Origin of the sequence: Capnocytophaga sputigena (assembly GCF_900446695.1) — a bacterium.
In the GTDB taxonomy this organism is placed as follows: Bacteria; Bacteroidota; Bacteroidia; order Flavobacteriales; family Flavobacteriaceae; genus Capnocytophaga; species Capnocytophaga sputigena.
Window position 1 is genome coordinate 113,345 of record NZ_UAVP01000009.1, and the last position, 23,562, is coordinate 136,906.

Sequence of the window (23,562 nt, forward strand, 5' to 3'; positions counted from 1 at the left end):
CCGAAACAAATAAGTATTAGTTATGCAGTCCCACGCTTTTTTTATTGAGTATACTAACCGCTTTTAGGGACTGAAAGGCTATAATTTTTCAGTTTTTATGAATTACAAAGCAATTTTTGGTATTTTGATAGCATTCGCTATCACAATTGTGGGGTGTAGTAAAAGTGATAATGATACACCTAATCCAACTAATATGGATGTTAAAGTATCTTTAGATGTCAAATTTGACGATGCTTTTGAAGGAACACTTTACCCTTCAACAATTTTTAGTTTTGCTTCCTTGAAAATACTAAATCAAGAAAAACTTACTTATTTTGATGTTACTATCAATTCAGATAAAGAATTTGATGGAAGAATCAAAATTACAAATGACAAATTCATCAGAGAAACAGTAGTTGATAAAACTATTAAAGCTGGTAAAAATGTAATTCCTTTAAATGTTTTATGGAAGTTTGATGACTTTGTAAATATAACAACGTCAGGATATACTCACTTCAAAGTAGAGTTAATGGATAAATCAAATAAGGTAATTGCTACTAAAAATGTACAATTATCTTATAGAAGCATTAATGAGTGTGTTTTTGCTACTAAAAAAGAAGATGGTAGCATTGTTGATCTTCGCTTTTTATTTGCATCTTATGTAAATGAAGATAGCAAATTAATAGATATGTTCCTTAGCGCAGCATTGAAAAGAAATAATGAAGAGTTTGGTAGTGATCCTTTATTAAATTTGGCTTATGGTTGGGCTGGTTATCAAGCAGGCGAAGATTATCTTGACACTCAAGTAGAAGCTATCATTTACCAATTGTATAAGCTTGGAATGCAATATAGTAGTATTACAGACACAAGTAATGCAGCTACAAAGATCTATAGTCAAAATGTACGATTTATTAATGAGTCTTTGCTTTTGCAGAATGCTAATTGTGTTGATGGTACTGTTCTATTAGCAAGTATTTTGGAGAAAATTGGTATAAGATGTTTTCTCGTGTTAGAACCAGGGCATATGTACTTAGCATATAGTTCAACAGGAAAAACAGAAATTTCTTTAAATGATTTAAACTTTGTTGAAACAACTCTTATAAGTACAGGTGATATGGTTAAAATTATGAAAGATAAGGGAATTAATGCTAAACAAAATTTTATAAGTATTAGAAAAGCTCGTGAAGCAGGAATCAAACCTATTCAGTAGTTTCTTTGTAGTAAATAACTATTAGACTTTGCCAAACTTTTCGTAGCTTTGGCAAAGTTTTTTTATGCTCTAAACCTTCAAATTTGCTAAATTCCTGATTATTTTCTACTTTTGCGCCAAACAAACGTCTAACGACTAATAATTACGACTATGTCAGTAACAGTAACCATAGAGCAAACCAGTCCGCAAGCCAATGCTATTATAGAGATGTTGAGAGCTTTTGATTTTGTAACGTTCAAAGAACCCAAAAAAGCAAAGGTCTTGGCAACGCCTACCCAGTATGTAGCTTCAGATGAAATATTGGAGGAGGACGAGAATGGTATTCCTTTAGAGCATAAAGATTTTATTTTAGACCTCTCGAGGAAAATCAATAAGAAAATGACTGACCGAATGAGGAAACATTTTAATATTTAAAAATGCCAATCAAATTATGATTATTATTGCAGATAGTAATATTTTTATAAGTGCCTTATTAGCTCCTAAAGGAGGTATCTCCACTATTTTAACAGAAAGGAAGAGACTGCAATTTGTAGTGCCTGATTATCTTATAAAAGAAGTAAACGAACATATTCCAAATTTAGCAAAACGTCTTGAGTCTAAAAGTAATCTTTCATATAAGAAGATAAAACAAAAATTAGTAGATGATTTTGAAAAGTTATTGAAAGGAGTAAAAATAGTAGATGTGGATAGCGAAGTTAGGAAAGAGAATGTAGCAAAAGCTCTAGAAATAGTTAATGATGTAGATGTGAATGATTTGCCTTTCATCGCACTACACTTAGAGATAAAGCATAAAATATGGACTTCTGATGACCGTCTGAAAGAGGGACTTACTCAAAAGGGTTACGCGCATTTCTTTATTTCAACAAAAGAAGTAATAGCACAAACATATAAAAAGAATATCTAAAAGAACAAACAAACCACCATTGCCCTTGTGGCTCACACTTAACGATTAATAATAACCAATATATGAAATTCAACGAGTACAAACACTTAGATCTTACTAAGATAGCAGAAGAAATATTGGCTTTCTGGAAAGCCGCCAACATCTTTGAGCAGAGTATCACCTCACGTGAGGGTGCTATTCCGTTCGTGTTTTTTGAAGGACCGCCATCTGCCAATGGAGTGCCTGGTATTCACCACGTGATGGCGCGCTCTATTAAGGATATTTTCTGTCGCTATAAAACTCAGAAAGGATTTCAAGTAAAACGCAAAGCAGGTTGGGATACCCACGGCTTGCCTGTAGAATTGGGAGTAGAGAAAGAACTCGGCATTACCAAAGAAGATATAGGCAAAAAAATAAGCGTAGAGGACTATAACAAGGCTTGTAAAGAAGCCGTGATGCGCTATACTGACATCTGGAATGACCTTACCGAGAAAATAGGCTACTGGGTGGATATGGAAGACCCTTATATCACCTATAAACCTAAGTATATGGAAAGCGTGTGGTGGCTTTTGAAACAACTCTACAATAAACAGTTGCTATACAAAGGATACACCATTCAGCCATACTCGCCTAAGGCAGGTACAGGCTTGTCATCGCACGAGCTGAACCAACCAGGGTGCTATCGCGATGTGAGCGATACTACGGTTGTGGCGCAGTTCAAAGTAAAAGCGTTAGCAGCAGCGGCAAGTAAAGCATTGGGTAACCCTACAGCACCTATCCATATCCTCGCTTGGACAACCACCCCTTGGACATTGCCTTCTAACACCGCACTTGCCGTGGGCAAAGAGATTGAGTATGTACTCGTAAAAACATTCAATCAATATACTTTTGAGCCGATAACAATCATCATCGGCAAACCGCTTTTGACAAAACAATTCGGCAAAAAGTTCGTAGAGGGCGATGCAGCTGCTTTGGCGGCTTATACGCCTGAAAGTAAGACAATTCCTTATCAAATTATAGGAGAATGCAAAGGTGCAGACCTTGTGGGTACTACCTACGAGCAACTCATTCCTTGGTGCACTCCTGCCGAAAATCCTACTGAGGCTTTCCGCGTGATTGCAGGTGACTTTGTTACGACCGATGACGGTACAGGTATCGTACATATTGCGCCTACTTTTGGTGCGGACGACGCCCGTGTAGCCAAAGAATATGGTATCCCCCCAATGCTTGTGAAAGACGCACACGGCAATTTGATTCCGCTCGTAGATTTGCAAGGAAAATTCATTGAAGGGCACAATATTCCAGAGGCTTTTGCCGGTAAATACATCAAAAATGAGTATTACGATGCAGGGCAAGCGCCTGAAAAATCGTGGGATGTGAGCTTGGCAATTCTCCTCAAAGAAGAAAACAAAGCCTTTAAAGTAGAAAAATACGTACACAGCTATCCGCACTGCTGGCGTACTGATAAACCCGTGTTGTACTACCCGCTCGACTCTTGGTTTGTACGTGTAACTGATTTCAAAGAACGTATGTTCGACCTCAATGAAACCATCAACTGGAAACCTAAGGCTACCGGTGAAGGGCGTTTTGGCAACTGGCTCAAAAATGCTAACGACTGGAACCTTTCGCGTTCGCGCTATTGGGGTATCCCGTTACCTATTTGGCGTACATCCGATAAGCAAGAGGAAATCTGCATCGGTTCGGTAGAAGAACTAAAAGCCGAAATACAAAAAGCTATTGCAGCGGGCGTAATGACTGCCGACCCTTATAAAGATTTTGTAGTGGGCGACAACTCCGAAAGCAATTACGACAAGGTAGATTTACACAAAAATATCGTAGATAACATAGTGCTCGTATCGCCATCAGGCAAGCCAATGCACCGCGAAACCGACCTTATTGACGTGTGGTTCGACTCTGGGTCTATGCCGTATGCGCAATGGCACTATCCTTTTGAAAACAAGGACTATATAGAAAATCATACCGCTTACCCTGCTGACTTTATAGCAGAAGGGGTAGACCAAACACGCGGTTGGTTCTATACACTTCACGCCATTGCTACTTCGGTATTCAACAGTGTGGCATACAAAAATGTAGTGTCTAACGGACTAGTGCTTGACAAGAACGGACAAAAGATGTCCAAACGCTTGGGCAATGCGGTGGACCCCTTCACTACTATAGCCGAGTATGGTGCCGATGCTACTCGCTGGTATATGATTTCCAACGCGAACCCTTGGGATAACCTCAAATTCGATTTGGAAGGGGTAGCCGAAGTGCGCCGTAAATTCTTCGGTACGCTCTACAACACCTATTCATTCTTTGCGCTCTATGCCAATACCGACAGCTTCACTTATGCAGAAGCCGATATACCACTGGCTGAACGCCCTGAAATAGACCGCTGGATACTTTCGGAACTCAATACCCTCATCAAAGAAGTAGATACGCTCTACGCTGATTATGAGCCTACCCGTGCTACCCGTGCTATCTCCGATTTTGTACAAGAAAACCTTAGTAACTGGTATGTGCGCTTATCACGTCGTCGTTTCTGGAAAGGAGAGTACGAAACCGATAAGATAGCTGCTTACCAAACGCTTTACACTTGCTTAGTAACCATTGCTAAACTGATGGCGCCTGTAGCACCTTTCTATGCCGATAGATTGTACAAAGACTTGGTGAGCGTTACCGGTAAAGAAAACAAAGAAAGTGTACACCTCACCGATTTCCCAGTAGCTGACGAAAGCTATATCGATAAATCATTGGAAAGCAAGATGCAAAAAGCGCAGACTATCTCGTCCTTAGTACTATCGTTGCGCAAGAAAGAAAGCATCAAGGTGCGTCAGCCGCTGCAAAAGATAATGATACCGATAGCGAACGCCACTGAGCGTGCTGAAATAGAAGCTGTAGCAAACCTCATCAAGCACGAGGTGAATGTGAAGGAAATAGAACTCTTGGAAGATGCTTCGGGTATATTGGTAAAACAAATCAAACCGAACTTCAAGACCTTAGGACCTAAGTTTGGCAAGGATATGAAAGCTATTGCCACAGCGGTACAAGAATTTGGACAAGCGGAAATAGCTCAGTTTGAAAAAGCACAAACGTACAGCTTGCAACTGCCCGACAAAACCGTTACTTTGAGTTTGGACGATGTAGAAATCAGCACCCAAGATATAGAAGGCTGGTTGGTAGCCACCGCCGGCAGTCTGTTGGTAGCCTTGGATATTCACATCACCCCTGAACTGCGTCAAGAGGGTATCGCTCGTGAGTTGGTGAACCGCATTCAGAATATCCGCAAGGACAACGATTACGACATCACCGACCGCATACAAATACGCCTTCAAGCGCACCCTGCCCTACAAGAGGCAGTTACTGCCAACGAGGCTTATATCAAGAACGAAACCCTTACTGATAGTATCACTTTTGTAGAGAGTCTAACGGAGGGTGAAGAAATAGCCTTCGACGAAGTAACAACAAGAATAGTAGTTGCAAAATCATAAGCTAATGATACACTTTGCCAAAGGTGTGAGCCGCACCTTTGGCAAAGTTTTTTTATTAGAGAGAAAGGAAATGATATAAGATAGTACTTATGTTTTTAAAATGCAATGATAAAAAAATTGAATTACATCCTACTGTGTGGGAATATCTATATCCCTATCTTTTAAGATTTTCGATAAAACACAATATTGACTGGACTATCTGGAAAGCAAAAGATGTAGTGTATATACCAGAAGATAAGAGAGAAGAGTTAATATTTATGTTAGAATATATTTTTGAAGAACTTATGGTAGAGTGTTATAAAGAACCTACACAAAGACAAAGAACAAAACATTCTACAAGGTTTGAAAATGTGGTTTTTAAAGATAAAAAATATATCTTAAACTATGTAACAGATATTATTGGAATCATTGGTTATTGGCTTATATATATGATAAATGTTTTGTCTTAGAATTTAAATACTACAAAACATAAACTTTAAAAGCTAATGTAATGAAAATAAAATATTCTGATTATCAATTACTTTTGTAGTATTTTATGTACAGGCGTTTGGCAAACGCCCACATAAAACAAAACTTTTTCAATACCTTCTTTATATTTTTTCTTCAGTAGTACCTAAACCCCCTTTGTAAAATAACCAAATAAGAAATATTTCTATGAGTTTTGCTAATGATATTAAGAACCTAAACAGTTTTTTAAAAGAGCAAGGTTTTTTGGCTGTACCGATGAATTACAATAACCTTCGTTCGTGGGTAAAGGAATTGGATAGCGAACACTTGGTTTATATGTATGTTTACGTCGGTCAGTACAAACAACATAGCCAAGATGGTTTTCTTATTGTATCGCCTCCACGTGATAACGATGATGTTTGGGAACGTACCTCCTTAGCTTTTGGCATTCCTTTAGATGAAAACTTTGAGTTAGGTTCAGGGTTTTATGACAAATACATCAATAGACTTACCAATCTATTGCCCAGTGCCGTTTGCTTAAAAGAAGCTGTTATCAATGAGATGCACAACCCCAGTGAGATTGCAACAAAAGGTATTCATACTGCTAAAATATTAGCTACTCGTTATATGAGAGTTGTACAAGCTTTTCGCGATTTGCAGAAAGCGCCTAATTTTACTGAACTCTGCCAAATTAGCAAAGAAACGTGGTTAAAAAAGAAGAAAATCTATTGGTTAGAAGAAGATTTAGGCAAGAAATATCTTGACCCCTATGCTGATGATATTATAAAACAATATCCTGATACTTATACCGAAAGACTTAGTATTATTTTGGCTACTTATAGTGTTTTTAGGTAGTACCTTCTAAATTTTAAAACCTAATGCGATGAAAATAAAATCTTTTTTCTGTGTTTTACTGTTAATTGTGAGTGTGTATGCTTATGCGCAAGGGGAAGCTGCTAGCAATGATTGGAGTAAAATGGGGCTGAAAGGCAAGGTAAAATCAGTGAAAACTTCTATTTATTTTGCAGAGGAAAAAGGCAATGATTTTGCCAAAGGGTCTACTCTCTCTCAAGGCATTTACCCTGTTAAAAAAATTAAACAGTACAGTGAAATGGAACGAATGGGGGTAAAAGCTTTCTTCATACAGTTTTTAGTAAACATTATCCCTTCGGCTATTACTTTTGATAAAAATGGTTTTATAACTGAAAAATGGCGCTATGATGATATATTTCCTAAAAAAATAGTATATACTTACGACAAAAAGCATCGCCTTATTGATAAATCGACGTTTGTAGATGAGGTTTTAGAAACAAAGGATACGCTTGTCTATAATGCTAAAGGGCAATTGGAGAAAGAAATACTTGACCTAAAAACAAAAGATGAAACAATCTACACTTATACTTATAATGTTGATGGAGAGCTTATTCAAAGGAATTTTAAAAGAACTGAAGATCTCCCTTTGTTTAAAGAAATATACATTTATAACAATAAAAGACTTGTAAATAAGGAAGTTTACCAATTTGACCGACTTATATGGCGAGGACTTTATGAATATGGAGCAGAAGGAGAGCTTATTAAAGCCATTTCGCAGAAAATAGACGACTTTATATGGCACTCTAAATATACTTATGACCAGAACAACCAGCTCAAAGAGGAATATCTTTTGATAAATGAGAGTGAAAATAATGGATTTTTAAACAAATTCGGTTCAGATAGGCGTCTCACCTATCATTTAACTTTTTCTACCGATTATCTTTGTGAGTACAAATATACCGATGATGCACAAGGCAATTGGATAAAGATGATTACTTATGAAAATGGGGTTCCTATGCTTTATGTAGAGCGGAATATAGAGTATTTTAAGTAAAACTTATTAACTGATAAGAAATTCTTTTACCTTACATTTTATGTATCCAAAATTCGGGATTTAATCTCGTGGTATTTTTGTATAAAAAGAACTTCATTTCGGTTTTGCCATTGCTATCGGTGAAGATTTTGCCTAATGCTTCTTTGGCTTTTACCTTATCTCCTTTCTTCACATATACATCGGTAAGGTTGTAATAAATAGTAATATAATTCCCGTGACGCACTTGCACTACTTTGTTGCTACCGGGGATAGACTGTATCGCCGATACTTCACCTTCAAACACACAACGGGCTTCAGCACCTTTTTCGGTGGCGATGGTTACCCCATTGTTATAGTGTTGCAATTCAGGGTATACGGGGTCGTAGTACACGCCGAAACCTTGTGATTTATACCCTTTGACTACAGGCCATATCAAGTTGCCTTTGTTGGCTTCAAAGCTATCGGCGACCCTGCGCGACTCTGGGGTGAGGACAAAAGACACCTCGGCATCAGAAGCTGATGGAGGGGTAGAAGTGGTCATTCCGCCTTGTGTTTTAGGGGCATTGCCTTTGCCTCGGTTGAGGGCTGCCAAACGCTCTTTTTCACGTTTGTTAGCCTCGATAATCGCCAAACGGATGAGGCGTTGTATTTCGCGGTCGATGGCGTTGGCTTGTTTTTGTTTTTCGCGTATTTGAGCTTCGTAACTGCGTTCTACTGTGCGGATATTAGCCGCGAGGGTTTCTAATTCCTTTTTCTCAGTCTGCAAGGTAGCTTGCTCTTGGCGTTGTTCTTCAAGCACTTGGTTTTTAGTATTCCGTTGCGCTATGAGGGTATCGTTGAGGCTCTTAATCTTATTGGTTTTTGTTTGGATAAGGGTAACTTGTTCTTTGCGGTAGTTCACGTACTGTTTCATATAAGCCAAACGTTTGTAGGCTTGTGAGAAACTTTCGGATGAGAGCAAGAAGAGCAATCGGTTTTGAGCGGATTTACTTTTGTACGACTGCTTGATAATTTTGGCGTATTCGCCTTTGTGGTATTCTAATTCTTTTTTGAGGGTGCGCATTTGCTCCTCGTTATCGGCGATTTCTTTAGAAAGCAGATTTGCCTGCTGCTGATTGATTTGTATCAGGCGGGTGCGCGCTAATATCTTCTCGTTAGCAACTTCTATCTGCTGAACGGTGGTTTTGTGTTGCTGACTTTGTTCTTGGCGCAATGCCGACATCTCCTTGATTTGTTCAAGCAGTGCCTTTTTGCGTTGTTCTAATTCTTTTTGCTTGGTTTGTGCTGTGAGGAGCAGCGGGAAGCAAAGCAAAAGCAGTATGATTTTTAGTATATTCATAGGTCGTAGCACGACGGACAGTTTAACGTATTTTCAACTTTGCCAAATTTTCTTGCTTGTGCGGCTCGCACCTTTGGCAAAGTTTGTGACACATTTGTTACTTGTTTATTGTTATTTCTTTCATTCCTGATGGAATTTTAAAGGGGAATGAGAGTTTTTTATCTAAATCCAATCCTTTGAATTCTAAAGAAATTTGGGTATTACTATCGCCTTCGCTGGCAACTATTTTGATAGTGTGAGGCAAGAGGAGTTTATCTACTTGCTGATAAGTGTAAGTAGCTGTAGCTTTTTGCTTGCCACCTAAATAATTCACTTCGGTAACGCCTACGCGGTAGTTATCGGGCAAGAAGCGGTAAATCACTCCTATAGGCGACTCGCCAGTTACTTCGATGTTGTACATATTGTTGTCCTCATTGAGGAGCTTGATAGTACCTTCGCTATTAAAGTTGATGTTGTAAAGTGCATTGCCTAACAGAAGATTTTGCAATTCGCTGAAACCTACTTCTACCCCTAATAACTTACTGATATAGCTAAAATCACCGCTGAAGTACGAATTGTCTATGCGGTTGTAATATTCAGCTTTTTCGGGAGTAATGAGTGCTTTGGCAAGTCCTAAAGGAGCAGAAATCCATATTGTTTTATCTTTTTCCATACGGAAAGAAAAAGGCAGGCTTTGCTCGTTTTTACCGTCGTTATAGGTTACTAGCAAATTCCCGCTCAAGGTATTGAAAGAGGGGAATGATTTTAGGTGCTGGTTGATAATTTCTTTGGATTGTTTATCAACGCTGACTCTCCCTGCAGGGGTTACCAAGGTTTGTTTGGTTTTACAACTCACTAATAAAATGGTTGTAAGGATTAAGATGATTTTTTTCATAATATTTTGTAGATTTTTTCGATTTGCCAAAATGAGGGTTCTATATAGAAAACGGTATCTATAAAGAAAAGTGAGCCGTTACGAGTGAGGACGTTTTCGTCGTGAAGGTCTTCTAATATGATACCTAATTCGGGATTGTGATAGTCGTTATTTCGGATATTTATGAAACCATTCAGTTTCATAAAAGTTTTCACTTCTTCTAATGAAGTAAGGGTATCAGCTTTTATATATTCTTGCCTTACTACTGCATAAAGGGTGTCGTTATCTTTGTAAAAACCTTTTAATCCATAAGCAGTATCAGGGAAAAAATAGTTGTTCAGCAATAAATTGTTGAAATAATCTATCCACGAGGTGTAGTAAATGGCATCGTTGAGTTTTAGTACTTCTTTTTCACTATTTAAATATACTTTTTGCTCTGCACCTTGTGAAAGAAACAAATTCATATCAATATTATTAAACCAAAGTTGCTGCTTCTCTATCCATTGACAGAGATTCTCTGTTTCTTTATTTTTGACCGACTTTTTTTCTTCAGCCATTCCACTTGAGCTCTTGCTTCTTCTAAGGTAACGGGTGGCTGCTTGGATAGTATCTCCATAGCTAACTTTGCCCGTTCCGCAAATGATAGTTTGTAACTCATATTTCAATTCGCTAATTTCCAACGCTGCTAAATTGCTAATTTCCTCCAGTGCTTCCAAACCCTCCGGTTCCTCTTTCGGTATTGGAAAGTTCGGTAACTGTTTTGAAAGAGGCTTTTGCGTATGCAGCAAATACCATTTGGGCGATGCGGTCGCCGTGGGTAATGGTAAAGGGTTCGTTAGAGAGGTTTACGATGGGTACTTTCACTTCGCCGCGGTAGTCGCAATCAATGGTGCCAGGGCTGTTGATCACAGTGATGCCGTGCTTGATAGCCATCCCGCTACGAGGGCGCACTTGAGCTTCATAGCCTTCGGGGATTTCCAAAAATAAGCCAGTAGGCACAAGGGTACGCTCTAAGGGTTGCAGGGTGATATTGCTATCGGGGAGATTAGCGCGGAGGTCTACCCCTGCAGCTCCTTCGGTTTGATAGGAAGGAAGCTCGTTATTAGATAAGTTTTTAATTTTTACAATCATTATTTTTTAGTTGTTATATCGTTTACGAACTCGGCAAATTGCGAAAGAGGTGATTTTTTACCATTTTCAAAGAGTATAAAAGGTTCTTCACCTATAAAGCCGAGGGTCATTCCTTTTTCTTGAAAACTTTCGACATCGTCGAACTGAGGAGAGAAAACTTCTTCTCCTTTTGCATTTACAAAGCCCCAAAGCTCGTCTTTACATACGGCAGCCATTTGGTTGTAGAAATCATCTACTTCATCGTATTGCAGAGGTACGATTTCTTCGCCTTGGGCGTTGATAAAGCCCCATTTCTCAGCAATCATCACGGCGGCAAACTCGCCATTGTTGTCAAATTCGGCTGCTTCGTCGTATTTTAGTTCGCAAATAAGTTCGCCTTGAGCATTGGCATATCCCCATTTATCGTTTTTCAGTACGGGAGTAAATCCGTTGTTAAACCCGATAATTTCATCGTATTCAAAAGGGATAATCACCTCGTTGTTTGGGTTGATAACCCCCCAATAATTGTTGTGAATCACTTTGGCTACACCATTGAAAAAGCCCTCAGTTCCCTCGTATTTATAAGGGATTACGAGTTCGTTTTTCTTGTTGATGAATCCCCAAAGTTCGTTGTTTTTCACAGGGGCAAGTCCTTCGCTAAAGGAATCGGCATCGTCATAAACAAAAGGAATTACTTCTTTGCCTTTGGTGTTGATAAAACCAGCTTTACCATTCAGTTTTACGGCTGCCATACGAGCTGAAAAATGATTAGCAGCCTCATAAATTAGGGGGATTACAAGCTCACCTTTGGTATTTACAAAGCCAAATTTACCATTTTTCTTCACTTTGATAAGTCCTTCAGAAAAAGTAAAAACTTGGTCGTAGTACACGGGAACAATTTCCTTGCCAGCAGTGTTGAGTACGCCCCAAAGGTCGCCTATTTTCACAGCAGCTGTTCCATTGATGAAAGGGAAAGTAGCATCGTATTTAAAAGGACATATTTCTTTACCGTTTTGGTTTACGAAACCCCATTTTCCGTTGCGTTTGGCAGCGGCGAGGTTATCACTTGTTAGTATTTGAGATTCTTCATAATTTTTTCGCCACAATTCTTGCGGTATTTCCATTCGTTTTCGTTTTTCTTTATTATTGGGGGCAAAGGTACGAATAATTTGTCAATTAGCAAATTAGCGAATTAGCAAATTGGCACACGGAAAGACTTACATATTGCGACCTTGTTCATTGGGGTAGAGAGTGTATACGGGGTCGCTTTGCCAATAGTCGCGAGTATCGATATCCATTATAGTAATGCGCCCTTTGAAGGCAGCCCCCGTATCAACATTCGTTACTCCGTTGAAAAAAAGTGGTTTATCGGTGCCTAATCGGGTGGTGGGGGTATGCCCGATGTATATTTCGGTATAGAGTTTTAATCGGTTAGGGAAATGTGGGTCGGTAGGGGAGAGGTTGCAACTTTGTGCGAGTTCCCAAAGGGTTCTATCCCAATAGAACATTTGTTCAAAGTGTTCGTGAGCGATACCGCGCAGGTTTGTAAATCCGGCGTGTAGGAAGAGGCGGTTTTTGCTGTCTAAGTAGTAGTTTTCAAGCTCGGCTAAGAAGTTGAGGTGAGCGTTGCGGCGTTCGTGAGTTACGTTGTGGTAGGCTTTTTCGGTAGCTTTACCACCGTGTAAGCGCCAAAGGGTATCCATAGGTTTTCCTAAGAGGAAATCGTAGCATAAGGCATCGTGGTTGCCGCGCAAAAAGAGGCAGTGCTGTTTTTGGCGATAGCCGATGAGAAAATCCAATAGTTCGGGGGTTTCGCTCCAGCCATCGGCGTAGTCGCCGAGGAATATAAGGAAATCGTCGTGCTGAATGTCAGCGCGTTGCAAAACTTGAATAAGGGCACGAGGAGCGCCGTGAATATCGCCAATAACAAGGGTTCTCATTGTAATAAAAAGGGTATTGATGAGGCAAAAGTAGCAAAAATATTTGGATTTTAGAGATAAAATGTTTTTATTTGCGGACTAAAAACTATGTAAGCGATGGAATTAGGTAACAAACATAAATGGAGTACAGTAACGACCGTAGGTTTTGCGCTTTTTGCGATGTTCTTTGGAGCGGGCAACTTGATATTACCCCCTTTTATAGGATTGGAAGCAGGGAATGATTGGTTGTGGGCACTTTTAGGCTTTTTTGTCACCGCTATTATTGCACCTTTTTTAGGAGTGCTAATGGTGGCTAAAGCGGGGACAAACTTTACTCATTTGGGGGATCGCATTCACCCAGAACTCATCAAATGGCTTACGCTGTTTGTGATATTGTGTATAGGTCCGCTAATTGCCATTCCGCGTACGGGTTCCACTACTTTTGAGGTAGGGATAGCCCCTTTGTTACCCGATTTACCTAAAATTGCATTTTTAGTGGTGTTTTTTGGGGTGGTTTTGGTGCTTTCTATCTCTAAATCGAAGATTGTGGATATTATCGGGAAGTTCCTGACGCCTTTTCTGCTAATAGTGTTGGTATTGCTCATTGTTTTAGGTATTCTCTTCCCCTTGCATCACACACTTCCATCGGATTTTACCGCAAAAGATAGTTTTGTTTTTGGTTTTACTGAAGGTTACCAAACGATGGATGTGCTTGCCTCGGTGATTTTTGCGGGGATTATCATTTCGGCAGTCAGTGAAAAAGGCTATCATTCACCCGAAAAGCGTTCGCATATCACGTTGCTCTCGGGCGGTATCTCCACAATATGCTTGTTGCTTATCTACGGCGGACTCATCTATTTAGGAGCGACTTCGGGCTATCTTACTGATAATGAAGTTTCTCGCACCGATTTGCTTTTGCATATTTCACACGCAGTGTTAGGAAAATGGGGAACAACAGCGGTTGCATTAGCGATAGGCTTTGCTTGCCTTACAACAGCTATTGCGCTCACTTCATCGGTAGGGAGTTTTTTTGAAGAGTTCACTAAAGGACGATTGCCTTATAAAGTAGGGGTAGTGCTCTGTACTATTGTTTCTATAGTGCTTTCTATCAACAAAGTAGATAGCATTATACAATATGCGGCTTATATATTACTGTTTTTATATCCTATTGTATTTACTATCATTTTGGATGTGTTGCTCTTTGGCAATACTGTAAAATCGCGTACTCCTTATCTCGTGAGCATTGCTGTTACTGCTGTGTTATCGTTTATCGACAGTTGTAAAACTTGGGGAGTATCATCATTAGAGCAGGTGTATGCACTCAAGGCGTATCTTCCGTTAGATAGCTATTCGTTAGGATGGTCGTTGCCCTCACTATTGGCATTTTTAGGAGCAGCGGTGCTACAAGGAAGAGGTAAGAGATAAGAGGTAAGATGAAAACATTCTATCTATACATAGTATTACTATTTAGTTTGGGTTGTAAGGCTCAAGAGTTTGATTTGCGCGATATGAAACGCTTTGATGAAAAGGTTTTTAAGGATTGGGAAGTGGATACACAATATGTTCAAATGTATGATTGGGATAGATTCTTAAAAAAAGGAGATGAAAGGGTTAGGATTATCAAAACTGATAGTTTTATTCAAGTAGAAGTTAGTAACATTGCAAATCCTTATAAGAAAAAATATAAGTATGATATCCGCACCAAACGTTTGATTTTACAATCTTATTTCTTCTATGATTGCCAAATAGGTATTTGGAAAAATTGGAGCAAAACGGGCAAACTTATCAAAGAGGTAGATTATGATGAACCCTATAAATTAAGTGTAAAAGATATTATAACACTAGTAAATCAAAAATTTAATATTGATTTGTTGGATATGAATTTGCTTTTAAATGTAGATAGGTACAATAGAAGCGTTCCTATTTATAATATTATTAGTATTACAAAGCCTAATACAAGAGGACAAGAAATTAGGTATATAACCATAAGTGCTGATAATGGTGAAATTCTTTTTGATAAAATGTTATCTTCAGAAAAGGATTTTAATGATATATATCAATTAGAAGATAAGGAAAAATAAGCTTCTAAACCTCCCCTTCCACGATAAATTTTATCTAATAGTTTTGGTAATCTAAAAAATATATGCAAGATGAAAACATTCTATCTATATACATTATTGCTACTTAGTTTGGGCTGTAAGGCTCAAGAGTTTGATTTGCGCAGTATGAAACGCTTTGATGAAAAGGTTTTTAAAGATTGGGAAAAAGACCCTAAATATACTTCAACAAATGAAATGAAGTTTTATAAAAAAGATGATAAAAGGGTAAAAATACTGTTCTTCAAAAATCTGATTCAAAAAGATTGGATACAAGTAGAAGAGAGTAGTGTGGTTACTCCTTATTCTTATATAGCTCTATATGACTCTAAAACAAAGAATTTACTTTCTTTTACAAAACAGTTTTATATGACGAAAATAGACATAGGGAAAGAATATGACGCTGTAGGAAAACTTATCAAAGAAGAAGATTATGACGAAGGATATACTTTCACTATTAAGGACTTGGTGCAAAAAATACTTAAAGGATATAAAGTAGATTTAGAGGATAGAAAAGAAGATGCCTCTGTAAGAAGAAAAGAGTATAATGGAAATTTATTCTATGAAGTTGAACTAAAAATTAAAGAAATCTCAGTAGATAAATATAGATATTTATTGATAGATGGAAAAACTGGAACTCTACTATTTGAGACTTTCTTTTATTCAAAAGGGCATCCTCAAGTATTTCCTTTTGATGAATATCTAAATTCTTTAGAGAGGAAAACTCAAAAGAAAAATTGGGATTTTAGTATATTAGACGCTACGTTTGAAACGTTTGATTATTCGGAATTTGAAAGGCAAAATAAGAAGTATAAAGGTGTGGATAAAAATGGCTTTGAAGAGGAGTTTACCTTTGATGATGGAACAAAAGTGCTCGCTGATACTGAAGAAGTGTTTGTTTTGCCTAAAAAAGATTTTTATGTAGGTTACAAGGCTTTCTACAAAAATGGCAACATTAAAGAAAAAGGGCATTATTTTGGTATTTTTGAATTGAATGTAAAAAGTATCAAGATTGGTAAGTGGTATTATTTTGATGAAAAAGGAGACCTAATAAATACGGTTGATGAAGATTTGAAATTTGGAAACTTTTCTTCGCAAGATGTCTTGAATTTCTTGGAAAAGAAGAAATATATTCGTTTGAAAAATGGGAAAAATAGAGAGAACATCGAGGTAGATTTTCTTCATTCTCCTGATTTTAAAAAAAGGCTTTGGAGTATAATTGTTTATAAAGGGAAACCTTTCTTTGTAGGTGAAGAAGAGACTAAAAGAGAAGGTAAGGGGTTTTATATAGATGCTAATACAGTGGAGCAAATAGAACTTAATGAACTGAAAAGATATAAAGATATTATTCCAGATTTTGAAATATCTTATCCTTTTTTAATTGATAAGAAATAATAGACGAAGATGAAAACATTCTATCTATACATAGTATTACTATTTAGTTTGGGCTGTAAGGCTCAAGAGTTTGATTTGCGCGGTATGAAGCGCTTTGATGAAAAGGTTTTTAAGGATTGGGAAGTGGATACTTCTTTTTCTTCTATTCCCAACACTAAATTTTTAAAAAAGGAGAATAACAAGGTAAAAATCACTAAGGGAGATAAAATTATTGAAGTGGAGTTAAGCAATGCGACAAATCCATATACTTATCTGTATACTTATGATGCGAAACAAAAGAGACAAGTATCAAGAGGTGAGAGATTTCATAGAATGGAAGTAGGTATTTGGGAATATTTTGATAGCAACGGGAAATTGCAAAAGAAAATAGATGCTGATGAGGGATTTTCTTTTTCATTGAATGATTTGATAAAAAAGATGAAAAAAGAATATGGGATTGACTTGTTAGCTACTATTCATATCAATATGAGTAGGGGATTTTTTAACAATCACAGATGTTATCAAATAGCTATACCCACCACTTCTGAATATGAATACGATGTTTATAAAATAGACGGAGAGACAGGAGAGGTGCTATTATCTCCTAAAATATAGGAGAACAATTCCTCTACAAAGTAAAATCTACACTAAGGAAGAGAGAATAAGAAATCACAAAGTTATATTGAACTCACGTTAAAGTAAAGAAAGAATACAAAAAAAGCAATACTAAAAAGTATTGCTTTTTTCTTGCTCCCCCTACTGGACTTGAACCAGTGACCCTCTGATTAACAGTCAGATGCTCTAACCAACTGAGCTAAGGAGGAATATTCTACTTGTTTTTTCTTAATTGCGGTGCAAAGGTACGACTATTTTTGAAACCTGCAAATTTTTAGGAAGATTTTTTTAAAATATTTTTCGCATTAGCAGTTAATATGTTTATTATCAATGGTTATTGAGAAGTGTGGTTCGTGCCATTAGATAATGAGAAAGAGGGCTGTATAGACTTTGTTAAAGTCGATACAGCCCCCTTTTATTTTGGTATTACTTGTTATTTACAAAGTAGTGATAGAACCACGGAATGGTTTCAATACCTTTTAGGAAGTTGAAAATACCATAGTGTTCGTTAGGCGAGTGGATGGCATCGCTATCTAAACCAAAACCTAAGAGAATTGATTTGCTACCCAACTCTTCTTCAAAAAGGGCTACAATAGGGATACTACCGCCTGAACGCACTGGGATAGGTTCCTTGCCGAAGCTTGCTTGGCAGGCTTTTACCGCTGCTTGGTAAGCAGGTGTATCGGTAGGGGTTACATAACCTTGTCCGCCGTGGTGAGGGGTTACTTTCACGCGTACTCCTGCAGGAGCGATGCTCTCAAAGTGTTTGGTGAAGAGTTCGGTAATTTCGCGATTGTCTTGGTTAGGCACCAAGCGCATTGATATTTTAGCATAAGCCTTACTTGGAATCACGGTTTTAGCTCCTTGCCCTGTATAGCCGCCCCAGATACCATTTACATCAAGGGTAGGACGTATAGAGGCACGCTCGGTAGTGGTATAGCCTTTTTCGCCATATACCTCATCGATATCTAAGGCTTTCTTGTAGGCTTCGAGTGAGAAAGGAGCTTTAGCCATTTCATCGCGTTCGGCTTGTGAGAGTTCTTCAACTTTGTCGTAGAAATGTGGAATGGTCACGCGGTTGTTCTCGCCGTGCAAAGAAGCAATCATCTTAGTAAGCACATTGATAGGGTTCGCTACCGCACCACCGTATAAGCCAGAGTGCAAATCACGATTGGCACTGGTAACTTCCACTTCCACATAGCTAAGTCCGCGTAAGCCCGTAGTGATAGAAGGAGTATCATTAGCCAGCATACCGGTATCGGAAATGAGGATGATATCGTTTTTGAGTTTTTCGTGGTTGCGTTTTACAAACCAACTCAAACTTTCGGAACCTACTTCTTCTTCGCCCTCAATCATAAACTTCACATTGCAAGGCAATACGTTGTTTTTCACCATATATTCAAGGGCTTTCACGTGCATAAACATTTGCCCTTTGTCGTCGCAAGCTCCACGAGCGAAGATAGCGCCATCAGGGTGAATATCGGTTTTTTTAATCACAGGCTCAAAGGGGTCGGATTCCCAAAGCTCGATAGGGTCGGCGGGTTGTACATCGTAGTGCCCATATACCAATACGGTAGGTAGCGCAGGGTCGATAGTTTTTTCGCCATAGACGATAGGGTAGCCAGGGGTTTCACATATTTCTACCTTGTCGCAACCAGCCTTTTCTAAGGCATTTTTTACGGCATCGGCGGTGTTGAGCACATCCTGAGAATAGGCAGCATCGGCACTAATAGAAGGCATTTTGAGCAGTTCTATCAGTTCCGCAATAAAGCGGTCTTTGTTTTCGTTGATATAATTTTTTACTGAATCCATTATGTATCGATTAACAATTTACAATTAATAATTTACAATTTGTGGTTTTAAAACGCAACAAAGGTACATTATTTTTCTAAAATACCAAAACTTCATCTATAAAAAGCCACGCATCACCGCCTTTAGGAGGGGTTTTGACATTTTTGAGGGTAATCTTGATATAGCGTGCTTCTTGAGAATTGAACTTCAGTACAAAATCTTTTAAAGAGGGTTTGCCTCTCACTACACAAGGCTCGTTGTGGGTTGCTACTTCGCGGTAGTTTTTGCCATCGGTTGAAAGGGCTACTGCAAATTTTATAGGGAAGTAAATACCAGATGCTTGGTAGTCCATTGCGCCTATACGTACTTCACTTACCTCGGTGGCTTGTTCTAAATCAAGGGTGAGGGTTACATCGTCGCCTAACCAACCGAGCCATTGTCCGTCTAGGAAGTTTTTGCTACCGCGAACCACATTGGTGAGAGTCATCTCGCCTTGTCCCTGATACTTCTTATGATAGAGCGGACTATAACTCATTTTTTTAGCTATCGCTTTGTGGAATGTTACCTCACCAGTGGTAATGGTATTGGTCGCTTTTCCACTGAAAACACTAGCTTTGAAGGTAGTACTTTCATTGAAAGGAATAGGTTGGGTGTATTTTTCGGCTTTTTCTATAGGGGTATCGCCTAAAGCATAGCGAATATCGGCGTTAGGGACTTCACACTCTAATTTTAAGAAAACCTTACCGTTTTGGTTTTCAACGGCAGGCAACACCTGATACATAGAACGTGCGTATTTTATTTTCATCACATCTAAACGATCCATAAAGGTTTCGGTACGCTTCACGAAGTTGTCCCAATTTTTTAAGTTATCGGGTGTCCAACTGATTTCCGAAAAAGCTAACAAGCGAGGGAAGAGCATATATTCCGAATGTTCGGGGGTAGCTATAAATTCAGCCCATAAGTTAGCTTGGGTACCTAAAACTTTTTTTTGTAGTTCTGGAGTGAGGTTTTCTTTTTCAAGATTGTAGTGGTAGAGTTTTTTAAGTGTTACATAACCGCCATTAGCGAGAGGCTCATACTCAGGGAGACCTTGATATCTGTTGATATAACAATCACTGGTGAGCACTACAGGGTTGCCTTGTTCGAGGGCTTTTCTGCCTATGTCGATACCGCGCCAATTCATCACTACCGCATCGTTAGCCAAACCACCGTCCATTATTTCATCCCAACCTACAAGAACACGTCCTTTAGAGACTAAAAATTTGTCTATTCGTTTGATGAAATAGCTTTGCAATTCGTGAACATCTTTTAAGTGGTTGTCTTTTATACGTTGTTGGCATTTAGGGCATTTTTCCCATTCGGTGTGATCGGCTTCGTCGCCACCTATGTGAATGTATTTGCTAGGGAATAGCGCCATTACTTCGGTAAGTACATCTTCTAAGAAAGTGAAAGATTCCTCTTGTCCTGCACAATAGATGTCGATGTTAGGCCATACGGCGCCAGAAGGTACACCTATGGGGCGTTTATGACAAGAGAGTTCGGGATAAGCGGCTATAGCACTCATCACGTGGGCGGGCATTTCTATTTCGGGGATTACCGTAATACCACGAGCAGCGGCGTAGGCTACAATCTCTTTGATATCCTCTTGGGTATAGAAACCGCCATATTTTTTAGGAGCTGATACGGGATTGTCAAAGGCATCGGCAGGGTTAGAGGTGCGCTCATCCCATAGTTTATCCTCTTGATCTACGCGCCAAGCACCTACTTCGGTAAGTTTAGGGTATTTTTTAATTTCGATACGCCAACCCTCATTGTCTACCAAATGGAAATGAAAAGTGTTGAGTTTGAGCATCGCCATACGGTCGAGGGTTTTCAGTATATATTCTTTAGAGAAGAAATGACGAGAGACGTCGAGCATCAATCCGCGCCAAGGGTATTGGGGAGCATCAGTGATAACAATGGCAGGTACCACCCAATCGGTTTGTACGGGGGTAGGGCTTTCAAACTCTTTGGGTAGTAGCTGACGCAGGGTTTCGAGGGCATAGAGTGCCCCGTTATAGTCAGCTGCAGTGATAGAAATTCTCTCAGGTTCTACTACAAGGGTATAACCTTCTTTTGGCAGAGATTTATCGACAACGAGTGCGATGTAGTTAGTTGTTACACCACTTGCTTGCATAGAGAGTTCAAAGCCAGAAGCTTTTTTGAATTGTTCGGCAAAGAGTTCAGCAGCCTCAACAAAAGCGATGTCGCTCACGATTGCCGTCTGTTTGTTAAACCAAAAGTTATCTTTGTTGAGTAGCGCAAGTTTTTTTGGTTGTGGAATGATACAGATATCATTTTCAGTGAATTTTACCTCTTTGTGAGGAGGTTGGCAAGCAATGGTTAAGAGGGCGGTAAGAAATAAAAGTTTCTTCATCGGTATTAGTTGTTAGGGGGTTAAACTTCTTTTTTAAAAGTTGCTCGGCGTGCAAATATAATGGGGTCAAAATTTTTCCAAAGTTGTTGGATAGCGATGTTTTCTTCGAGTTCGGGGGTGATAATACAGTGAGTCACCTTGTTTTTAGAGAATACATCGTAGTAATAATCAAACAAGAGTGCGGGAATACCTTTGCTTTGGTATTCGGGGGCAACCCCAATGAGGTAGAACTCTACAGTATCGTGGTGTTTTTTGGCTTGCAATAAGTGCCACCAACCCCAAGGGAACAATTTGCCTTTGGCTTTCTGTAAGGCTTTGGAAAAAGAAGGCATTACGATAGCAAAACATATCAGTTTGCCGTCCTTATCTTCAATAAAGCGGATATACTCAGGATTGATAAACGGGATGTATTTCTGTTTGAAATAATCGCGCTGACGGTTGCTTATAGGTACGTAAGAAGCTAACTTAGAGTAGGTTTCATTGTAGAGGTCAAACATCGCGTCGACGTGTTTGAGCACTTCTTTGGTAGTGGGGGTATCAATAAGTTTTACGCCATAACGTTTTTTAATGGCTTCGGCTGTTTTTTTGAAGAATTCGGGCTTCGCATTTTTTAATTGGAAAGACATATCAATAAAGCCTTTTTCTTTAGTAAAACCTAATTGCTCTAAATGTTGTTTGTAGTACGGATAGTGGTACCACGTCATCATATTGGAGATATGGTCGTAGCCCTCAGTAAGTAAGCCCACCTTGTCCATACTCGAAAAGCCCATAGGACCTTCGATATATTCTAACTGGTATTCGCGAGCTTTCTCGGCTACTTTGTTGAGGAGTGTTTTGGTAACCTCGATATCGTCAATCATATCCAGCCAGCCGAAACGCACTTTTTTTGTACCTTGTTTGAGGTCGTGTTGGTTTACGATAGCAGCCACACGTCCTACCATTTTACCTTTTTCGTTGTAAGCGCCGTAGAAGAAGGCTTCGGCATTTTCAAACACAGGGTTTTTGGTTTTATCAAAAGATGCCACTTCATCGTTGATGAGAGGCGGTACCCAATAAGGGTGGTTAGGGTATAGTGATAGAGGGAACTTTACAAATTCGGTAAGTTCTTTTTTAGAGGAAAGTTCTTTAATCGATAGCATTACGTCTGTTTCTTTTAGCTTTTTTCTTATGGTCTATTTTAGTAGGTTCTACTTTTTCTTTGAGTACTTTTTTGATATAGCTGTTGTGATTGTCGATGCGGTAAGAAGCGCCTATCAAGCCCATATAACGCTGAGGTGTGTCTTTCCAGCCAAAGCCTACATCGGCATTGAGTTGCAATTTATCAGAGGCTAAAAAGGCTACCCCAAGGCGGGTGATTTGGTCGCGGTACTGTTCGTTATAGACGCCTTGTTGTTCGGCAAAAATACTGAACCAACCATTGTCTAAATTGTGAGTAACAGTGAGGATATAACTGTATTCAGTACTTTCTTTTTTTAAGAATCTATCGGCGATGAGGTTGGCTACTACTACCACGCGAGGGATAGGCTCAGCTTGGAAAATAGCAGCTACTTTGGGGGATAGTTGGGGTACTTCCTCATAATAATAACGCTTGTTAGGCAGGAAATTCATACCCGCATAGAGGGCGATAGAGGGGGTGAGGTTGCGCCAACGGAAGGAGTTGTTAGCTTTCCAGCTGTATATATTAGGTTTTTCGTCTAAAAAAGCGGGTTTGAACAACTGGTATTTTGCTCCAATAGTGTTGTTTACAAAGCCAAAATGAGAGGAAGAACTGTTATGCTCGAGAGTATAGTCGTAGGCAAGGGTACCATTGAGCATTACTTCTAATTGTTCTTTAAAGAAGCCATAGCGCACGGCATAATTCACTCCTGTAAAGTTCATAGAAGTGCCGGTTTTTTTATGGTTGCTGCGTTCGTACCACAAGCCCCCTTCGAACTGCAATACGCGAGCCCCTACAGCATAGGCACTTTGAGAATTACCAGGGAGATTAGAGTTGATAATCTCGGTATATTGAGCGGAGGCTGCCATTGGCAACAGTGTGATTAAGAGTAAGGAGAGTTTTTTCATTGTAAATAAAAAATTTTAGGCGACAAAGATAATAAATAATTACGAATTACGAGTTACGAATTACGAAATAATTACGAATTACGAATTATGAAGAGAGGTATTAGCTCAAAGACGTTTGTTCTACTTAGA

At 38.9% G+C, this 23,562-nt stretch carries 21 protein-coding genes and 1 tRNA gene; 11 read left to right on the forward strand and 11 right to left on the reverse strand.

From position 1 onward, the window contains the following. The first annotated feature begins 97 nt into the window (after positions 1 to 97). From DR017_RS10670 to DR017_RS10700, 7 genes are all read left to right on the forward strand, one after another. Positions 98 to 1,189, forward strand: a complete 1,092-nt coding sequence (locus tag DR017_RS10670; protein ID WP_040360919.1) for a hypothetical protein — start codon at positions 98 to 100, stop codon at positions 1,187 to 1,189. A 150-nt stretch (positions 1,190 to 1,339) separates the two neighbouring features. Beyond that, entirely contained in the window at positions 1,340 to 1,603 is a 264-nt protein-coding gene (locus DR017_RS10675) for a hypothetical protein (RefSeq protein WP_040360916.1), read from the forward strand. Between the two features lie 16 nt (positions 1,604 to 1,619). Beyond that, complete coding sequence (locus DR017_RS10680; protein WP_002678387.1) at positions 1,620 to 2,093, forward strand: PIN domain-containing protein; 474 nt, start codon at positions 1,620 to 1,622, stop codon at positions 2,091 to 2,093. Between the two features lie 62 nt (positions 2,094 to 2,155). After that, positions 2,156 to 5,563, forward strand: a complete 3,408-nt coding sequence (gene ileS / locus DR017_RS10685) for an isoleucine--tRNA ligase (RefSeq protein WP_002678536.1) — start codon at positions 2,156 to 2,158, stop codon at positions 5,561 to 5,563. Between the two features lie 89 nt (positions 5,564 to 5,652). Beyond that, positions 5,653 to 6,012, forward strand: coding sequence for a hypothetical protein (locus DR017_RS10690; RefSeq protein ID WP_040360914.1), 360 nt, complete (start codon positions 5,653 to 5,655; stop codon positions 6,010 to 6,012). A gap of 205 nt (positions 6,013 to 6,217) precedes the next feature. Beyond that, the gene (locus DR017_RS10695) at positions 6,218 to 6,865 is read left to right on the forward strand and encodes a hypothetical protein (RefSeq protein ID WP_002678434.1); all 648 of its coding nucleotides are present in this window, start codon (positions 6,218 to 6,220) and stop codon (positions 6,863 to 6,865) included. A 28-nt stretch (positions 6,866 to 6,893) separates the two neighbouring features. After that, positions 6,894 to 7,877, forward strand: coding sequence for a hypothetical protein (locus tag DR017_RS10700; RefSeq protein ID WP_002678318.1), 984 nt, complete (start codon positions 6,894 to 6,896; stop codon positions 7,875 to 7,877). 31 nt (positions 7,878 to 7,908) lie between these two features. Here DR017_RS10700 and DR017_RS10705 read toward each other — a convergent pair whose 3' ends face one another. The 6 genes from DR017_RS10705 to DR017_RS10730 form a co-directional block, all read right to left on the reverse strand. Then, entirely contained in the window at positions 7,909 to 9,195 is a 1,287-nt protein-coding gene (locus DR017_RS10705) for a murein hydrolase activator EnvC family protein (protein ID WP_002678375.1), read from the reverse strand. Positions 9,196 to 9,292: 97 nt separating this feature from the next. Then, complete coding sequence (gene lolB1 / locus DR017_RS10710) at positions 9,293 to 10,069, reverse strand: lipoprotein insertase outer membrane protein LolB1 (protein ID WP_002678537.1); 777 nt, start codon at positions 10,067 to 10,069, stop codon at positions 9,293 to 9,295. Further along, positions 10,066 to 10,764 (reverse strand): putative polyvalent protein kinase domain-containing protein, encoded by a 699-nt coding sequence (locus DR017_RS10715; protein ID WP_174888849.1) that lies wholly within the window; start codon positions 10,762 to 10,764, stop codon positions 10,066 to 10,068. Before DR017_RS10715 ends, lolB1 begins: the two co-directional genes overlap by 4 nt. Further along, positions 10,742 to 11,179, reverse strand: coding sequence for a dUTP diphosphatase (dut, locus tag DR017_RS10720; RefSeq protein WP_002678312.1), 438 nt, complete (start codon positions 11,177 to 11,179; stop codon positions 10,742 to 10,744). The genes DR017_RS10715 and dut overlap by 23 nt, the downstream gene beginning before the upstream one ends. Then, a complete protein-coding gene (locus DR017_RS10725; RefSeq protein ID WP_002678572.1) occupies positions 11,179 to 12,282 on the reverse strand; it encodes a WG repeat-containing protein in 1,104 nt (367 codons plus the stop codon). The genes dut and DR017_RS10725 overlap by 1 nt, the downstream gene beginning before the upstream one ends. Before the next feature lie 93 nt (positions 12,283 to 12,375). Beyond that, a complete protein-coding gene (locus tag DR017_RS10730) occupies positions 12,376 to 13,098 on the reverse strand; it encodes a metallophosphoesterase (protein WP_002678462.1) in 723 nt (240 codons plus the stop codon). Between the two features lie 96 nt (positions 13,099 to 13,194). Between DR017_RS10730 and brnQ the strand changes: the two genes are divergently transcribed. The 4 genes from brnQ (at position 13,195) to DR017_RS10750 (ending at position 17,162) form a co-directional block, all read left to right on the forward strand. Beyond that, positions 13,195 to 14,502, forward strand: a complete 1,308-nt coding sequence (brnQ, locus tag DR017_RS10735) for a branched-chain amino acid transport system II carrier protein (protein ID WP_002678498.1) — start codon at positions 13,195 to 13,197, stop codon at positions 14,500 to 14,502. An 8-nt stretch (positions 14,503 to 14,510) separates the two neighbouring features. Further along, complete coding sequence (locus DR017_RS10740) at positions 14,511 to 15,158, forward strand: hypothetical protein (RefSeq protein ID WP_002678631.1); 648 nt, start codon at positions 14,511 to 14,513, stop codon at positions 15,156 to 15,158. A 69-nt stretch (positions 15,159 to 15,227) separates the two neighbouring features. Continuing rightward, positions 15,228 to 16,568 carry a hypothetical protein gene (locus tag DR017_RS10745; protein ID WP_002678422.1) on the forward strand — a complete coding sequence of 447 codons (1,341 nt, stop codon included), beginning with the start codon at positions 15,228 to 15,230 and terminating at the stop codon, positions 16,566 to 16,568. 9 nt (positions 16,569 to 16,577) lie between these two features. Next, positions 16,578 to 17,162, forward strand: coding sequence for a hypothetical protein (locus DR017_RS10750; RefSeq protein WP_002678549.1), 585 nt, complete (start codon positions 16,578 to 16,580; stop codon positions 17,160 to 17,162). A 135-nt stretch (positions 17,163 to 17,297) separates the two neighbouring features. On the opposite strand, the gene DR017_RS10755 is transcribed toward DR017_RS10750, so the two are convergent. The 5 genes from DR017_RS10755 to DR017_RS10775 form a co-directional block, all read right to left on the reverse strand. Further along, a tRNA-Asn gene (locus tag DR017_RS10755) sits at positions 17,298 to 17,371 on the reverse strand. A 217-nt stretch (positions 17,372 to 17,588) separates the two neighbouring features. Next, positions 17,589 to 18,974, reverse strand: a complete 1,386-nt coding sequence (locus tag DR017_RS10760; RefSeq protein WP_002678397.1) for a dipeptidase — start codon at positions 18,972 to 18,974, stop codon at positions 17,589 to 17,591. Positions 18,975 to 19,050: 76 nt separating this feature from the next. Then, complete coding sequence (locus DR017_RS10765) at positions 19,051 to 21,369, reverse strand: glycoside hydrolase family 20 protein (RefSeq protein WP_002678606.1); 2,319 nt, start codon at positions 21,367 to 21,369, stop codon at positions 19,051 to 19,053. A gap of 20 nt (positions 21,370 to 21,389) precedes the next feature. Next, complete coding sequence (locus tag DR017_RS10770; RefSeq protein WP_002678426.1) at positions 21,390 to 22,508, reverse strand: hypothetical protein; 1,119 nt, start codon at positions 22,506 to 22,508, stop codon at positions 21,390 to 21,392. Further along, complete coding sequence (locus tag DR017_RS10775; RefSeq protein WP_002678343.1) at positions 22,495 to 23,433, reverse strand: transporter; 939 nt, start codon at positions 23,431 to 23,433, stop codon at positions 22,495 to 22,497. Before DR017_RS10775 ends, DR017_RS10770 begins: the two co-directional genes overlap by 14 nt. Positions 23,434 to 23,562 lie beyond the last annotated feature (129 nt).

Coding starts and splice junctions, on each gene's coding strand:
- DR017_RS10670 (WP_040360919.1), top strand. CDS start 98: ATGAATTACAAAGCAATTTTTGGTATTTTGATAGCATTCGCTATCACA.
- DR017_RS10675 (WP_040360916.1), top strand. CDS start 1,340: ATGTCAGTAACAGTAACCATAGAGCAAACCAGTCCGCAAGCCAATGCT.
- DR017_RS10680 (WP_002678387.1), top strand. CDS start 1,620: ATGATTATTATTGCAGATAGTAATATTTTTATAAGTGCCTTATTAGCT.
- ileS (WP_002678536.1), top strand. CDS start 2,156: ATGAAATTCAACGAGTACAAACACTTAGATCTTACTAAGATAGCAGAA.
- DR017_RS10690 (WP_040360914.1), top strand. CDS start 5,653: ATGTTTTTAAAATGCAATGATAAAAAAATTGAATTACATCCTACTGTG.
- DR017_RS10695 (WP_002678434.1), top strand. CDS start 6,218: ATGAGTTTTGCTAATGATATTAAGAACCTAAACAGTTTTTTAAAAGAG.
- DR017_RS10700 (WP_002678318.1), top strand. CDS start 6,894: ATGAAAATAAAATCTTTTTTCTGTGTTTTACTGTTAATTGTGAGTGTG.
- DR017_RS10705 (WP_002678375.1), bottom strand. CDS start 9,195: ATGAATATACTAAAAATCATACTGCTTTTGCTTTGCTTCCCGCTGCTC.
- lolB1 (WP_002678537.1), bottom strand. CDS start 10,069: ATGAAAAAAATCATCTTAATCCTTACAACCATTTTATTAGTGAGTTGT.
- dut (WP_002678312.1), bottom strand. CDS start 11,179: ATGATTGTAAAAATTAAAAACTTATCTAATAACGAGCTTCCTTCCTAT.
- DR017_RS10725 (WP_002678572.1), bottom strand. CDS start 12,282: ATGGAAATACCGCAAGAATTGTGGCGAAAAAATTATGAAGAATCTCAA.
- DR017_RS10730 (WP_002678462.1), bottom strand. CDS start 13,098: ATGAGAACCCTTGTTATTGGCGATATTCACGGCGCTCCTCGTGCCCTT.
- brnQ (WP_002678498.1), top strand. CDS start 13,195: ATGGAATTAGGTAACAAACATAAATGGAGTACAGTAACGACCGTAGGT.
- DR017_RS10740 (WP_002678631.1), top strand. CDS start 14,511: ATGAAAACATTCTATCTATACATAGTATTACTATTTAGTTTGGGTTGT.
- DR017_RS10745 (WP_002678422.1), top strand. CDS start 15,228: ATGAAAACATTCTATCTATATACATTATTGCTACTTAGTTTGGGCTGT.
- DR017_RS10750 (WP_002678549.1), top strand. CDS start 16,578: ATGAAAACATTCTATCTATACATAGTATTACTATTTAGTTTGGGCTGT.
- DR017_RS10760 (WP_002678397.1), bottom strand. CDS start 18,974: ATGGATTCAGTAAAAAATTATATCAACGAAAACAAAGACCGCTTTATT.
- DR017_RS10765 (WP_002678606.1), bottom strand. CDS start 21,369: ATGAAGAAACTTTTATTTCTTACCGCCCTCTTAACCATTGCTTGCCAA.
- DR017_RS10770 (WP_002678426.1), bottom strand. CDS start 22,508: ATGCTATCGATTAAAGAACTTTCCTCTAAAAAAGAACTTACCGAATTT.
- DR017_RS10775 (WP_002678343.1), bottom strand. CDS start 23,433: ATGAAAAAACTCTCCTTACTCTTAATCACACTGTTGCCAATGGCAGCC.